This window comes from Vibrio sp. McD22-P3, from assembly GCF_021568915.1.
In the GTDB taxonomy this organism is placed as follows: Bacteria; Pseudomonadota; Gammaproteobacteria; order Enterobacterales; family Vibrionaceae; genus Vibrio; species Vibrio mediterranei.
Genome location: NZ_JAKGTN010000004.1, coordinates 241,811 through 255,698 on the forward strand (window position 1 = coordinate 241,811; position 13,888 = coordinate 255,698).

The window sequence follows — 13,888 nt, forward strand, 5'->3', positions numbered from 1 at the left end:
CCTATTTGGTGCTTGATAAGATCCGTAGTAACATTGAAAAAAAATAAAGAAGTCAATTATGAGCTTACAACACCACCCTATTCAGGGCGCAGCATGGATGCTAGCAGCTGGCGCTTCCTTTGCTCTCGTCAACAACATTGCCCAAATCGTCAGTATTAACCACGGTATGTCTTCTACTATGGTGGCTTTGATTCAATATGCCATCGCCTTTGTAGTTATCATCCCTTATCTGCGAACACTGGGTTTTCGACAGTCGCTGCAAACCTCTCATTTTCCAGCACACCTATTTCGTGTTTTTCTCTCTGTTATAGGTATACAACTATGGATGTGGGCACTGGCTTATCCTGTCCCAATATGGCAAGGCATTGCTCTGTTGATGACGTCGCCTCTTTTTGCAACTTTAGGTTCAGGTTTAATATTAAAGGAAAATGTCGGTCCAGCGCGTTGGTTTGCGACGTTGTGTGGTTTTGTTGGTGCCATGATAATCCTAGAACCCTGGTCCGATAACTTCAGTTGGGCATCCTTGCTTCCTGTTGGCGCAGCGTTTTTTTGGGCATGTTATTCACTTATGGTGAAAAAGCTCTCTTCCGATGACTCGCCATCAACTATGGTCGTATACCTGCTGCTACTGATAACACCATTTAACCTTTTCCTCGCTTTACCAGATTGGTCATTCCCTTCTTCCGGTGTCGTATGGGGCTTCCTTATCGTAGCAGGATCGCTAACCGCGCTTGCACAGTGGGCTATTGTGAAAGCGTATTCGGTGGCAGATGCGTCATTTGTCCAACCTTTTGACCACGCTAAGCTACCGATGAATGTGCTTGCAGGTTGGATTGTTTTTGGTTGGGCTCCCCCAGGCCGGCTATGGTTAGGAGCGGCTATAATTATAGCGTCGGTGGCATTTATTACTCAGTGGGAAACGAGAAAGCGAAAAAGTGCAGCGACTGTGAAATAAAACCCTGAGTTAGCAGTTCTAATTATTAAACGGATTATTCAAGAGGCTAACACTATGGCGGAACCAATCAAAATCACTCTTTATCGTTGGGCAGGTAGTTGGGGACCATTTAAAGTCAACATTCCGTGCGGTGAATGCACATTGACTAAAGATATTCTCAATGACACTTTCAATAACGAATTGGACGGTATCCCAATTGAGTTAGAAGTGAAAGATTGGTTATCTCACTGGTGGGAGCCTTTAAAAGTTGGAGCTTGGCACGCCCCTATTTTAATGGTTGAGGGTAAGGTCATCAGTCAAGGTGAAGCCCTAAACAGAGGTGTATTGGTTCAATCTGTTATTCAAGAGTGGACAAAGCGCGATACGCTTTCTGGTAACATTGTCTATGGTAAAGCAACCTGCCCTTATTGCGTCAAAGCTAAGCAAATGCTTGATGATGCTGGCATTCCTTACACATATTCTGATGTCGTTAAAGATAGTGCCGCCCTTTATAGAATGATCCCCGAAGTAAAGGCACACATAGGATTAAAAACACCAGTTACTGTGCCACAAATCTGGCTAGAAGGTGAATATATTGGCGGTGCAGACAATCTGGAAAGTTGGCTTAGCAAGCGTAATCTCGATAGCAAACCTGATAACGTTCTAGAGTTTGGTGAGAAAAACGTATCTTGACCAAAAATTAGAGCTGTGAAATAACAAAAAGCCCGCGATTAAATCGCGGGCTTTTTGCAAGAATTCCGTTACTTAGCTAGCTTTTTCATCATTCGCTTGATGAAAGATACTTTTTTAGGTTGTGGCTTGCCATATAGCATCTCGTCAATCATTTTCTTTGCAGCGATTTGACCGATGTAAGCAGCACCTAGTTCATAACCCATGCTCGTTCTCCAATAGGCATTTTGTAATTTAATTACTTTTACCCGTAATTATATACCTAAAAAAGCAAAAACAAGATACAAATCACACTTTTTAGTAATTAACTTACCAGAAGTCGTATCACATAATGATAGATAGCTAACATCATGATAAAACGACATAAAACATAGCATCCTTCGTAATCACTATACTTCTCTCATCATTTATCTCTTCGATATAAACAGTCAAGGTCAACTCAAATTATACGACTTAACGATAAATACAATTTATCTATCTTTCATAACCTACTGTTTTAAGTGAACAATTCCAACATTCTGACATTATTCCTATTTGGAATTTCCATCATTCCACACTTTCAGTGCATTGTTTCCTATACTTCCGAGCATCGTTAATTCGACACTAAAAATAATTCTTAAGATTTTAGACGTAACCGACAAGTGATCGCGCTCTTTTCCCAATCCTGTTTCGCCAATCATTTGTATAGCAAGGTAAAGTGAATGCTCTATCCAAACACGAAAGACTGCCTCATCATTGATAACTACCCGCTAGTTAGGGAAGCACTAGCTCAGATCGTGTCTAGCATCGATGATTTAGATCTAGTCCACCAAACCGGTAATATTCAGACGGCTTTAAACCTAGTAAAAAACAGTAATATCGAACTTATCATCCTAGATGTAAATCTCGCAGAAGCTGACGGTTTTGAGTTCATGCGCAGAGCCTACGCTTGTGGCTACAATGGTAAAGCAATCTTCGTATCCAGTTACGGTTACCCGGTATACTCAGAAACTGCTTATAAACTGGGCGTCAACGGTTACATTAGTAAATCAGAAGACAGTCCGCTTATCCGTGATGCGATTAGTGGTGTAATGCGTGGTTACAACCTATTTAAGACTGACTATAAAGAGCGAAGCCGTAATATTGTGCTCTCTCAAAGAGAAACTGTAGTATTTAACTACCTTAAGAAAGGCTATACCAACAAACAAATCTCAGAATTTTTGTCATTGAGTGCGAAAACAATCAGCACGTACAAGTCTCGTATTCTAGATAAGTATGAAGCAAACTCAATCGTGGAATTGATCAACTCACACGATGTTCTTGAGAGTAAGAAACCCGCCCTAGCAAGTTAGCCAATTTTGAGCAGGAGAGGTCTACTCCTCTCCTTTTTTATTTACGATACTTTTAATAATGTCATGCAGTTTTCGGTGCAATGGATTTTGTCGATTACTTTGCTTCATACACGTCACAACTGGCGTAAATGTCTGCATGTAATCCGGAAATGGCACAAATCTAAAACCGTTACTCGGCATCAAATGCTTGGATAACACCACCGAATAATTGTCTCTCTGAATCATGGCTAGGGCGACACTCAGATTATCCAATTTAACCTGATAATCAAACGATAAGTCGTATTTTGCCATCTGTTTGATCAACCTGTGGTTGGTTTCGTTCCATCCGCGAATTTCAAAGAAAACACACGGATTTTCGAATACTTGCTCCCAACTATCTATATGACTATTACTCGCGACAACCGCCCCTATTTCGACATTAATTAGACTGGCTTGATAGACCGCTTTGGAGCAATCTTCATTAAAGAACTGAATACCTATGTCTGTTTTCCCATCGACAATAGATTGGTAAGTATCTGAACGCCAAGTTCTAAGTTCGACTCTCGAACGACAAAATACAGACTTAAGCGCGACCAACAGCTCTGTACCAAAGCATTCGATCGATAAATTGTCTAACGCAACAACTATTGGTTTTTCATAGTTTTTCTCGTCAAACGCTTCCCCTCGCTTCAAAGCCTGTTCGACAGAACGTAAACCTGTTTCGATACCAGGGATTATTCTTTCTAAATAATGTGTAGGTTCTAGCCCATTAGACGACCTTACAAACAGCGGGTCACCCAATTGTTCTCTTAATTTAGACAGATGCTTACTGATCGCACTTTCCGTTTTACCTAACACAGCAGCAACAGTGGTCAAACTGCGATATTGATATATTAAAACTAATACTTTCAATAAGTTATAGTCATGCTCTTTATGCATTATTCTGCCTAATTCATTTGTAATGTAGGGTTAAGCTTTGTTTCGCTTGACCTGATACAGTAAAGCATCTGCTCGCTTAATGGCTGACGAGAGAGACTCTTTTTCTTGCAACACCGTGACACCCAAGCTGATATCAAGCGTCAACTTATTTGCACCAAACGTTTTCGAGCGTATAGTTCGACTCAATGTATTGGCCAAACGCTCTGCAGTTTGCAGTCCACACCCCGGTAATAAGACTAGAAACTCATCACCGCCACTACGTATAAGATAGTCACTCTCACGAAAACACTGACGCATGCATTGTGCAATATACACAATAGCCTCATCCCCAACATGGTGCCCGTAGTTATCGTTAATTAGCTTTAACTTATCGCCATCAATGACAATGACAGCCAAACCCTTCTTTTCAATAGCATACTTAATGCCACTGTCTCTAAGAATTGCACGGTTATAAAGCCCTGTCAGTTCATCTAACTTTATTGCCAGTTCTGCCAGTTTTAACTTTTCTCTTTTGACCTTGAGCTCATCTAGCCGAATGACGACATAGAAAAACAGTGCCACCATAGAAAAGTAGATCCAAAGAGAGTCTACGACAATTTTGCTGTAGGGTATTTTATAGACAATGCTAAGCCTATCGTCGACTTGAGTTCGTTCCGCGTGCGCTGATTGATGGAAAGGGTAACGAGTGTCTTCAATAATGATTTCCCGACCTATTTCACTTCTCGTACTAAAATACTGTTTGTTATAGAGAAATGGAAACTTATCGAGATAAACATCAGCGTTAACATCTCCAACCATTCCAAATTCGTCATAAACAGGGCTTGAGATGGTGATAACGGTTTTGTTTGTTACGTTATCTCTATAGATATCGGAAACTACAATTCGGTTATCCAAATCTTCTTGAGACGCATACTTTGAACACTTAAACGACTCCAAACATATTTTTTTAGAAAAGACTTCGTTCACATTCGTGTTGGTAAGACCAAAAGCATGACTAGATAGTATTTTCATTCCTTCATAGGAGCGATAATACAAAAGGTATTCTTGCCCTAATGCTAATTCAGGCATGCTATTAAACATACGTTGTGCCGTCATACTAACAACCCGTTCATTATGAGTTAGTGGCTCACCTGGATTGAGCAAGTAGACTCGCCCTTTGTCGAAAAGTGGGTAGCCAACTTCTTCATCTTTATTGGCCGCAATTTGTGCTTCAAAGAGAACACCCAGTATATACAAGGTGGATTTGTAATCTTGAATGGATTTAGTGACTAGATGAAACTGCGCTACTTCGTTTTTTACCAACTTATCAAGGGATTGGAACACAGCGAAGCCGTAAATCAAAGAAGATACAAGCGCTGATTTAAACAAGAGTAAAGTGTATTTCTTCGTCAGCTTTTGCATCTAGGTTTCGCAACACATCGTTAGAATATGAATGGCATGCAATTATCAGTGATGCAGTAAGTATTATCAATACAAATAGATCACGTCGTGGAAAGCAAAGACAAATTGAGAGATAGACGTGGGGAAATACTGACGAAAAAGAAAGACCCTGTAAAACCGAAAGTCACCTAGCCATGGTGTAATTCTATATTCTATTCTGAATCTATCGTTCGGACGTTGTTAGTCAGGTTCACAGGGTCTTAAGACTGTTATACGCGTGTATCGAAAATAAGATACTGCAGAAACTGACAGGTTGACTTTTTGATGAATGATGATTTTCAAGCTGAGAGTTTTGTCAGTTATCTCGAACCGTTAATAAATCTAGAGTGAGGTGGAAACCAAACAAGAGGATCCACCAATGAGCCCTGTAGTAAAAATCCAAACTTATAGCGAACTGCCTGAAAATCAGAAACAAGAGATGTATAAACTACGACACAAAGTCTTTGTTGATAGGCTAAAGTGGGACTTAGATTCAACCGATCAGCTTGAGAAAGATCAATATGATACGATTGAAGCTTCTTATGCTTTAGTCTACGTATTTGGTGAGTTAGCAGCATGCTGGCGATTAATACCCACCAATAAAACCTATATGTTTGTTGATACATTTCCAAATTTACTTGAAGGTGAGAAGTACCATAGTCCTAAGATCATAGAGTTATCGAGATTTGCTGTGGATAAAGATCTAGCGAGAAAAGTTCCGCACGTAAACTTAATGGCACTACTTTTTTATCACGTTACAGAATATGCTATTCGCAACCAGATAAAAGAGTATATTACGTTGACTACTGTACAGGTCGAACGAATAGTAAAAAGCTTAGGTATCCCCTTAGCTAGAATAGGTAATGGCGAAGTTCACAGAATTGACAACACTCGTAGTGTCGCCTTAAAAATCCCCGTCGGGGTAGAACTTAAAAAGTGGTTCGTTAACGCTCCCATATACAAGCATGGGCTCGATAGAGCCAGTTAATAAGGCTTTGGAGACCGCTTGAGTACGAGAAAAAGCGTTGAGCTTTTCGCTCGCATTTTGAATGTGGAAGTTCACCGTTCGTTCAGAACATCCAAGGATTTGTGCAATCTCCCAAGAGCTTTTTCCTTCAGCGACCCAACCTAGACAAACACGCTCACGATTGGTCAGGGGCGTGTTTTCTTGCCCAATTTGTTGTTGAGTCACCATATTTCGTAAGTCATTGATATAACTTGAAAGATAACTCCCAGCATAATTTGCTAGTATAACTTGCTCTTGCGTTACTTTAGGTTTGTTCGGTGCATTAGAAAAACTAATTAGCCCTAAACACCCAAAGTTTGCTCTTAAAGGAATGGTGACTCCTTCAGGTACACCATGGTCACTTGCTAGTTTAATCGTGTTCTTGTGGTCAGGAAGCTTGTCTTCAATATACTCAGACCAAATAAGTGGTGCCATGCTCTCTCTACAATGGCCAACTACCTGATCAATCCCAAACAACTTGTTGTCGTCGTAAAAATGACGCCATTGCATTGGTTGATTATGAAATACTAAATTCTCAGCACGCATTAGGCTAATTGGTACTGATACAGCAAACAGATAGTGATCAAATCTAAGCGCGTTCGTAACCTTTGTAAGACGACTCTTGAAGGCATCAATGTCAAAGCTGTCATCCACATTTGGCTTATTCAATAATTGGGATAGTAATTTGAATTGATTGGTATTCATATTGTGCAACTAACTGAGTGTCTATCAAGGCTGAGACTCCAACAATAACTTGATAGCATCCAAATGACAAACATGTTGCATAGTTTATTACGTGCTACACATCACTCTTTGCTTCAGTCAAAACCATCCACACGCTTATTTCGAGAACTCACTTAGCAGAAACTGTACACACTCCTTAATCTTACGAGGTTGATATCTATCCCTATGATAAATTAGCGAAAGTGGTACCAACTCAATACCCCAATCATCAAATACAGGTTTTAGAACCCCTGCCGCCAATTCGTCTTCGCAATAAAGGGTCGGGACTCGAATTAGCCCTAACCCAGACTTTGCCGCATTAATTAGCACACGCCCGTTCTTGCATTTCAGGTCGCCGTTAATGGAAGTTTCGAAGACTTCTTGATTGATGTTATTTACAAAGCGCCACTTGGTTACTGAGCCTGTAATGCATTTATGCTGCTTTAGCTCTTTGGGGTGGGTTAGTTTAGGGTATCTAGCAAGGTAGTCAGGGCTGGCTAGCGTTTGCATTTCAATGTTTGTGAGATGTCTAGCGATATAATTAGAATCGAGTAATACCCCCATACGTATGGCTAAATCAAACTCTTCTTCGAGTAAGTCAACTCGATGGCTCGAGAAATCAAGCTCTATATTGACCTCTGGATATTTCAATAAAAACTGAGATAAGTAGTTTGCAACAAGCTCCTCACCTATATAACCACCTACACAATTGATCTTAATACTTCCACGGACTTCTTCCACATCGTCAATTGCAGCATGTACCGCTTGATCAATCGACTGCAATGCACCATCACAAGAGCTTAAAAATGCTTTTCCTGCTTCCGTTAACTTCATTGTTCGAGTGGTTCGAATAAGTAGACTCACTCCCATTTGCTTTTCTAGCGATTGAATCTGCCTCGAAACATGGGACCTCGACACCTTGAGTGCTTCAGCCGCCTTTGTAAAGTTACCTAAGTTAGCGACCAGCACAAAAGCGCGAACATCAAGAAGATTAATAGATGAATGATACATGATGAAGTTCTCAAGCAGGTGATAACATTATTCTGTCGTGCATGGCTAGAATTGCAATAGAAACCAAGAATTAATCTCTCATTGTTAGTTAGTGGCAATAGCAAAACTTAGTCACATCAATTTGGCTATAAACTATGAGAAACACCAGCAACACCTAGTGTATTTAGCAAAATCATTCACACAGCAAATTTCTTTCCCGATTGGATAACTATTCTTCACTGTGAGCCAAGTAATACTTTTGTGGTAGTGATTTAATCTGAAATTAACAGCTAGTGAACAAATAAAAAACAGATAAATTACCCACTATTTTCAATTTAATTAATTGTTTGTCTTAGATCATTACATCGGCATGTAGTTGTCGTGCCACAGTGTAATATTTTGTACAGTTTCTGACATATTTTGAAATAGATACTTTAGATATTTAACAGTTTCAAGGGAGAATTATGTTAGAACTATTAATTGGTCTAGTCGTGACGATCGCCGTCGGCTACTTCATTGTAAAAGGCTACCGACCGGCTGGCGTACTACTAACTGCAGGTATTGCACTACTGCTATTAACAGGGATTTTGGGCCATACCGTACTACCGGCAAAAATCACCTCTACGGGTAACATCGTTACTGATTCACTCGAATACGTGAAGTACATGCTGCAATATCGAGGCGGCGGTCTGGGTATGCAAATCATGCTACTTTGTGGTTTTGCCTCTTACATGACTCACATTGGCGCAAACAACGTAGTAGTAAAACAGTTTTCAAAACCCCTCTCTTTCATTAAATCTCCTTACATTCTACTTGTTGCCGCTTATATTGTGGCTTGTTTGATGTCTCTCGCGGTAAGTTCAGCAACGGGCCTAGGTGTCCTACTAATGGCAACCTTGTTTCCTATGATGACCGCTATGGGTATCTCTCGACCAGCAGCGGTAGCTGTATGTGCTTCACCAGCTGCCATCATTCTATCTCCAACTTCCGGTGACGTCGTGATTGCCGCTGAAAAGTCTGGACTTGCGCTTGACGTTTTCGCGGTACAAACCGTCTTACCTGTTTCAATCTGTGCCATTATTGTTATGGCTGCTGCCGCATTTTTTTGGAACAAATATCTAGATAAAAAAGAAAATACGCCAATGGAGCGGGTTGATGTGTCAGAAATGAAGGTAGACGCTCCGGCATTCTATTGCATTCTGCCTTTCTTACCGATCATCGGTGTTTTCCTTTTCAATGGCCGTACGATTCCAGGTCTTACACTTGATATCTACACTATCGTGGTAGGCTCTATCTTCCTAGGTGCCCTCATCGACTTTATTACTAAGCGCTTCAACGGCCAAAAAACATTAGAAGACTTAGAATCTTGTTATCAAGGTATGGCCGATGCCTTTAAAGGCGTTGTTATGCTCTTAGTTGCAGCTGGTGTATTCGCACAAGGCTTAATGTCGATTGGCGCTATCGACAATCTTCTTCACCTTGCAGATAAGGCGGGTGCTGGCGGTGTCGCACTAATGTTAATTCTCACCGGTCTGACTGTAGCCGCGGCGATTGCGACAGGTTCAGGTAATGCGCCATTCTATGCATTCGTTGAGCTTGCGCCTTCCCTAGCAGCAAAAATGGGATTAAATCCAGCATTCCTAATCATCCCAATGCTACAAGCCTCAAACCTAGGTCGTACAATTTCGCCAGTTTCCGGTGTTATCGTCGCCACATCGGGTATGGGTAATATTTCTCCATTTGAGGTTGTAAAGCGTACCTCGGTTCCTGTACTTGCTGGTCTGATTACCGTAATCATAGGCACCATGGTATTAGTACCGATGAGTGTATAGTCCAATAATCGAATATCCAAGGGAAGCGACTGCTTCCCTTTTTTACGTTCAAATCAAAACCTCGCCTTTCACGCAATAAAAAATTCAATTGGTTACACCTCTATCTGGAATGTACGTACTAAGCTTTGTAGTGCGAGGACAATAAAGCCAGTAAAGAGGAAACAATAATGAATAAGAGACTCATTGGAATGCTTCTTGGTACAGCGTTAGTCAGTAGTTACTCTGTAGCGGGTGAACATGTTATCTATGAGGTAGATGGGCAGCCTTATGAAGGCTACTGGGCCAAAGTGAATAATACAGCGCCACTAGTGTTGTTAGTTCATGACTGGGACGGTCTCACTGAATACGAAGAAGACCGAGCAGAAATGCTCAATGAAATGGGCTATAACGTATTCGCAGTGGATTTATTCGGGCAAGACGTTCGTCCAACAAAAGTTGAAGACAAGAAGCAGCACACAGGTGAGCTCTATAAAGACAGAGCCAAGCTTCAAGCTCTGATGAATGCTGGATTACAAGAAGCCGGCAAACTTGGTGGAAACTTAGATGATACAGTGGTCATGGGATACTGCTTCGGTGGTGCTGCTGTATTAGAATCCGCGCGAGCAGGTATGAATGCGCGAGGCTTCGTAAGCTTCCATGGTGGCCTAACAACGCCCGATGGACAAAACTACGCACAAACTAAAGCACCGATCCTAGTGCTTCACGGCACTGCTGATACTGCAATCCCCATGTCTCAATTTGCGCAACTTGCGGTGGAATTAGAAAAGAACGGTGTAGAGCACGAGATGATCACCTACAGTGGTGCACCACATGCCTTTACTGTGTTTGGTTCTAAAAACTACCGTGAAGACGCCGACAAAAAGTCTTGGAAAGCCTTCTCTGAGTTTTTAGTCGCTAAGACAGGTAAGTAAACCATCTGTTTGACTTAGATTAGATAAACGGAAAACAAAAAAGGTCAGACGATGTGTCTGACCTTTTTGATCATTTCAATGTGATTTAAGCTGGATTCTTAGCTTTGAACAAAATCGCGTACATTACTGGGATGAAGACCAAGGTTAAAATGGTCGCAAATCCTAATCCGAACATGACCGTAATAGACATGTTAACGAAGAATACGTCTCCCAGTAGTGGGATCATACCTAATATCGTTGTACATGCCGCAAGCATTACTGGTCGCATACGAGAGATCGAAGAATCAATAATCGCATCATAAAGCGGTTTTTCTTCCGCTTGCATATCGATTTCTTCCAATAACACTATCGCATTCTTAATCAATAGGCCGATTAAACTCAATGCACCCAGCAACGCCATAAAGTCAAAGGCACCATCAAGCAGCAGAAGACCAGCTGTAATACCAATGATTGCCAGTGGTACAGTAATCCAGATAATCAGTGGCTGACGTACTTTACCAAACAGCAACACAACCACAATAATCATCATGATGAATGAAACTGGAATAGCACTGAACAAGGCTCCTTGCGCTTCTGCTGAGTCTTCGTACTCACCACCCCAGTCCATCGAATAACCTGGTGGTAGTTCGATAGCTTCTATTTGTGGTTTTAGGCGTTCAAACAGTGGTGCTGCCAGTTCACCCGTAGGGTTCGCAGAAGCAATAATGGTCGTCAAACGATCGCGTCCACGAATCATCGCATCTTCCCATACTGTTTCAAAGCCAACGACAACTTGTGCAATTGGAACCGTTCTTTGCAGAACAGGGCTGTATACTTGCGCATCCATCAATTGAGCAACGTTTTGTCGCTCGCTCGCATCGGAACGGAAATAAATCGGTAATAGTCTCACGCCATCTCGATAAATACCGACTTGAGAACCTTCACTCGCTGCTTTTAACGAAGCAGTAAGCTCAGTACGAGTGATCCCGAGTTGTCGAGCCACCTGTTCATTAAAGATTGGTTTAATCAACTTAACCGGTTGACGCCAGTCGTTACGAACTTCCTTAGTCTCTGGGTCAGCGTGCATGATCGCTTCAGCTTGAGAAGCTAAATCACGCAAAACTTCTGGATCCGGACCAGCAAATCGAGCCTCAATTTTCGAGTCACGTCCAGGACCGATACGTAGCCCTTTGATTTTAGGCTCAATATTGTCGATATTTTCTGTCATGAAAGTATCGATTTTCTTTTGTAAAGGTGCGATTTGTTCACGTGTTTCAGTACGAACAATGATCTGACCGTAAGCTTTGGTTGAGTCTTGTGGTGTATATACCAGCGAGAAACGTGATGCACCGCCACCAATGAAACTCGCGGTCCATTCAACACCATCTTGTTCACGAATAAAATCGGCAATTTTTAGCGTATCATCACGAGTTTGACGAATATCCGTGCCTTCAACTTCCCAAACATCCACGAAGAACATTGGCGTGTTTGCATTTGGGAAGAACGCGTTCTTAACGAATCCAAATCCCCAAACCGATGCAACAAACATCGCCAAAATCACACTAATGGTCAGTGCTCGTTGCTTAAGCGCAAACTGAAGAACGCTCTTATAAATTACAAAGCCAGCACCTGCGTATGGGTCTTTCTCTTCTTCCCCTTCTTTCTTGTCATCTTTTTTGAGCAATAATGCACAAAGCAGCGGTGTCGTCGATACTGCCGTAACCCAGCTTAAAGACAGAGAAATTAGGATTACGTAGAACAGAGAACGGGTAAATTCACCAGTGTTACTCTGAGACATACCAATTGCTGCAAACGCTAGAATACCTACAGCGGTACCACCGAGTAGCGCCCAACCATTCGCACCAACAACTTCTCCGGCTGCCTTCATCGCTGGAACACCGCGCTTGATACGTATCATCATTCCTTCGGCGACAACGATGGCATTATCTACCAACATCCCGAGTGCAATGATCAACGCACCTAGAGAGATACGTTGTAGCTCGATACCATACATGTGCATTAGTGCCAAGGTACCTGCCACTGTAATCATCAATACAGCGCCGATAATAAGTCCGACACGTAAACCCATAAAGGCAAGCAGAACAACAACTACGATAATCAACGCTTCGACAGTGTTGGTCACAAACCCAGCTACTGATTGATCAACCTCAGATGGCTGATCGTAGATGATATCTAGGTTCATACCAAGAGGGATTTGGTTCTCTAGACTTGCGATCTTATCTGCGATTAATCCGCCTACTTCCACAACGTTTTTACCAGGAAGCATTGAAATACCAACTGTTAACGAAGGTTTTCCATTGAAGTAGATGAGCTTCGACGGCTCTTCGACATATTCACGCGTTACTTCGGCAATATCGCCTAAACGAATTAGCTTCTTGGTGTCACTTGAGATAAGTAGATCTTCAATTTCACTTACATGTTTAAAGCTACCTGTAGGCTCAATTCGAATAAACTCAGGTCCGACACGGAAACGACCAGAATCGGAAACCAAGTTTTGAGAACTTAACAGGTTCTCTATCGTAGCCATATCAATGCCAAGCTCCGCCATTTTGGCTCTAGACATCTGAACATAAACAACTTCTTTTTGGTCACCATCAATTGCAACTTTACGTACGCCAGGGACAAGTACTAGTTGCTTCTTAAGGTTGTCGGCAACATCTTTTAACTCGCGATAGGTATAACCTTCGCCATTAAGCGCTAGGAACCCACCATAAACATCGGCAAAATCATCGATAATTTGTGGCTCGCCTGCGCCCGGAGGCAATTTATGCTTATTGTCAGCAATTTTACGGCGAAGTTCATCGTATATGCCTGGCATTTCAGCCGAGGTATATTCGTCTTTAAACTCAATCGTAATATCCGACAAACCTTCACGAGTTACTGAGCGCTTGATCCGTTTAACTTGCCCAAGAAGACGAACTGCATCTTCGATGTGATACGTAACCTCGTCGTAGACTTCCTGAGGAGAAGCTCCTGGATAAGCAGTAATAATTTTTGCTTCTTTAATTGTGAATGCTGGGTCCTCAAGTTTACCCATTTCAAAGTAAGCCAAAACACCGCCAATGGTCATTAGCAGGACTAAAAGCCAGCTATTCACCTTATTCTTTACTGAATACTCACCTAAATTCATAAAA

At 41.7% G+C, this 13,888-nt stretch carries 12 protein-coding genes; 6 read left to right on the plus strand and 6 right to left on the minus strand.

Annotated features, from left to right (window positions below; genetic code table 11):
* The first annotated feature begins 58 nt into the window (after positions 1-58).
* Together L2W36_RS06755 and L2W36_RS06760 are read left to right on the plus strand one after the other, a co-directional pair.
* Positions 59-955: a DMT family transporter gene (locus L2W36_RS06755; RefSeq protein ID WP_006069061.1), complete on the plus strand. Its 897-nt coding sequence runs from the start codon at positions 59-61 to the stop codon at positions 953-955.
* A 54-nt stretch (positions 956-1,009) separates the two neighbouring features.
* Complete coding sequence (locus L2W36_RS06760) at positions 1,010-1,627, plus strand: glutaredoxin domain-containing protein (protein ID WP_236109637.1); 618 nt, start codon at positions 1,010-1,012, stop codon at positions 1,625-1,627.
* 68 nt (positions 1,628-1,695) lie between these two features.
* On the opposite strand, the gene L2W36_RS27295 is transcribed toward L2W36_RS06760, so the two are convergent.
* On the minus strand, positions 1,696-1,830 hold the full coding sequence (locus L2W36_RS27295; RefSeq protein WP_006069063.1) for a hypothetical protein: 135 nt from the start codon (positions 1,828-1,830) through the stop codon (positions 1,696-1,698).
* 495 nt (positions 1,831-2,325) lie between these two features.
* Between L2W36_RS27295 and L2W36_RS06765 the strand changes: the two genes are divergently transcribed.
* Positions 2,326-2,955, plus strand: a complete 630-nt coding sequence (locus L2W36_RS06765; protein WP_006069064.1) for a response regulator transcription factor — start codon at positions 2,326-2,328, stop codon at positions 2,953-2,955.
* A 21-nt stretch (positions 2,956-2,976) separates the two neighbouring features.
* On the opposite strand, the gene L2W36_RS06770 is transcribed toward L2W36_RS06765, so the two are convergent.
* Positions 2,977-3,873, minus strand: coding sequence for a LysR family transcriptional regulator (locus L2W36_RS06770; protein WP_006069065.1), 897 nt, complete (start codon positions 3,871-3,873; stop codon positions 2,977-2,979).
* Positions 3,874-3,903: 30 nt separating this feature from the next.
* Positions 3,904-5,274 (minus strand): sensor domain-containing diguanylate cyclase, encoded by a 1,371-nt coding sequence (locus tag L2W36_RS06775; RefSeq protein WP_198558738.1) that lies wholly within the window; start codon positions 5,272-5,274, stop codon positions 3,904-3,906.
* Between the two features lie 397 nt (positions 5,275-5,671).
* On the opposite strand from L2W36_RS06775, the gene L2W36_RS06780 reads away from it, so the two are divergent.
* Positions 5,672-6,280 carry an acyl-homoserine-lactone synthase gene (locus L2W36_RS06780; protein WP_236109638.1) on the plus strand — a complete coding sequence of 203 codons (609 nt, stop codon included), beginning with the start codon at positions 5,672-5,674 and terminating at the stop codon, positions 6,278-6,280.
* Here L2W36_RS06780 and L2W36_RS06785 read toward each other — a convergent pair.
* Both L2W36_RS06785 and L2W36_RS06790 read right to left on the minus strand, forming a co-directional pair.
* Entirely contained in the window at positions 6,197-7,003 is an 807-nt protein-coding gene (locus tag L2W36_RS06785) for a LuxR family transcriptional regulator (protein WP_236109639.1), read from the minus strand. The two genes, L2W36_RS06780 and L2W36_RS06785, sit on opposite strands and share 84 nt — an antisense overlap.
* A gap of 135 nt (positions 7,004-7,138) precedes the next feature.
* Complete coding sequence (locus L2W36_RS06790) at positions 7,139-8,032, minus strand: LysR family transcriptional regulator (protein ID WP_236109640.1); 894 nt, start codon at positions 8,030-8,032, stop codon at positions 7,139-7,141.
* Between the two features lie 443 nt (positions 8,033-8,475).
* On the opposite strand from L2W36_RS06790, the gene dcuC reads away from it, so the two are divergent.
* Positions 8,476-9,843 (plus strand): anaerobic C4-dicarboxylate transporter DcuC, encoded by a 1,368-nt coding sequence (gene dcuC, locus L2W36_RS06795; RefSeq protein WP_006069070.1) that lies wholly within the window; start codon positions 8,476-8,478, stop codon positions 9,841-9,843.
* 167 nt (positions 9,844-10,010) lie between these two features.
* Positions 10,011-10,754 carry a dienelactone hydrolase family protein gene (locus L2W36_RS06800; RefSeq protein ID WP_051867940.1) on the plus strand — a complete coding sequence of 248 codons (744 nt, stop codon included), beginning with the start codon at positions 10,011-10,013 and terminating at the stop codon, positions 10,752-10,754.
* Positions 10,755-10,839: 85 nt separating this feature from the next.
* Here the strand turns inward: L2W36_RS06800 and L2W36_RS06805 are convergent, their stop codons facing one another.
* The gene (locus tag L2W36_RS06805; RefSeq protein ID WP_236109641.1) at positions 10,840-13,884 is read right to left on the minus strand and encodes an efflux RND transporter permease subunit; all 3,045 of its coding nucleotides are present in this window, start codon (positions 13,882-13,884) and stop codon (positions 10,840-10,842) included.
* Positions 13,885-13,888 lie beyond the last annotated feature (4 nt).

Bases quoted from the DNA above. Each gene is read 5' to 3' on its own strand.
- L2W36_RS06760 (WP_236109637.1), top strand. From the start codon at position 1,010: ATGGCGGAACCAATCAAAATCACTCTTTATCGTTGGGCAGGTAGTTGG.
- L2W36_RS06805 (WP_236109641.1), bottom strand. From the start codon at position 13,884: ATGAATTTAGGTGAGTATTCAGTAAAGAATAAGGTGAATAGCTGGCTT.
- L2W36_RS27295 (WP_006069063.1), bottom strand. From the start codon at position 1,830: ATGGGTTATGAACTAGGTGCTGCTTACATCGGTCAAATCGCTGCAAAG.
- dcuC (WP_006069070.1), top strand. From the start codon at position 8,476: ATGTTAGAACTATTAATTGGTCTAGTCGTGACGATCGCCGTCGGCTAC.
- L2W36_RS06775 (WP_198558738.1), bottom strand. From the start codon at position 5,274: ATGCAAAAGCTGACGAAGAAATACACTTTACTCTTGTTTAAATCAGCG.
- L2W36_RS06755 (WP_006069061.1), top strand. From the start codon at position 59: ATGAGCTTACAACACCACCCTATTCAGGGCGCAGCATGGATGCTAGCA.
- L2W36_RS06785 (WP_236109639.1), bottom strand. From the start codon at position 7,003: ATGAATACCAATCAATTCAAATTACTATCCCAATTATTGAATAAGCCA.
- L2W36_RS06800 (WP_051867940.1), top strand. From the start codon at position 10,011: ATGAATAAGAGACTCATTGGAATGCTTCTTGGTACAGCGTTAGTCAGT.
- L2W36_RS06765 (WP_006069064.1), top strand. From the start codon at position 2,326: ATGCTCTATCCAAACACGAAAGACTGCCTCATCATTGATAACTACCCG.
- L2W36_RS06780 (WP_236109638.1), top strand. From the start codon at position 5,672: ATGAGCCCTGTAGTAAAAATCCAAACTTATAGCGAACTGCCTGAAAAT.
- L2W36_RS06770 (WP_006069065.1), bottom strand. From the start codon at position 3,873: ATGCATAAAGAGCATGACTATAACTTATTGAAAGTATTAGTTTTAATA.
- L2W36_RS06790 (WP_236109640.1), bottom strand. From the start codon at position 8,032: ATGTATCATTCATCTATTAATCTTCTTGATGTTCGCGCTTTTGTGCTG.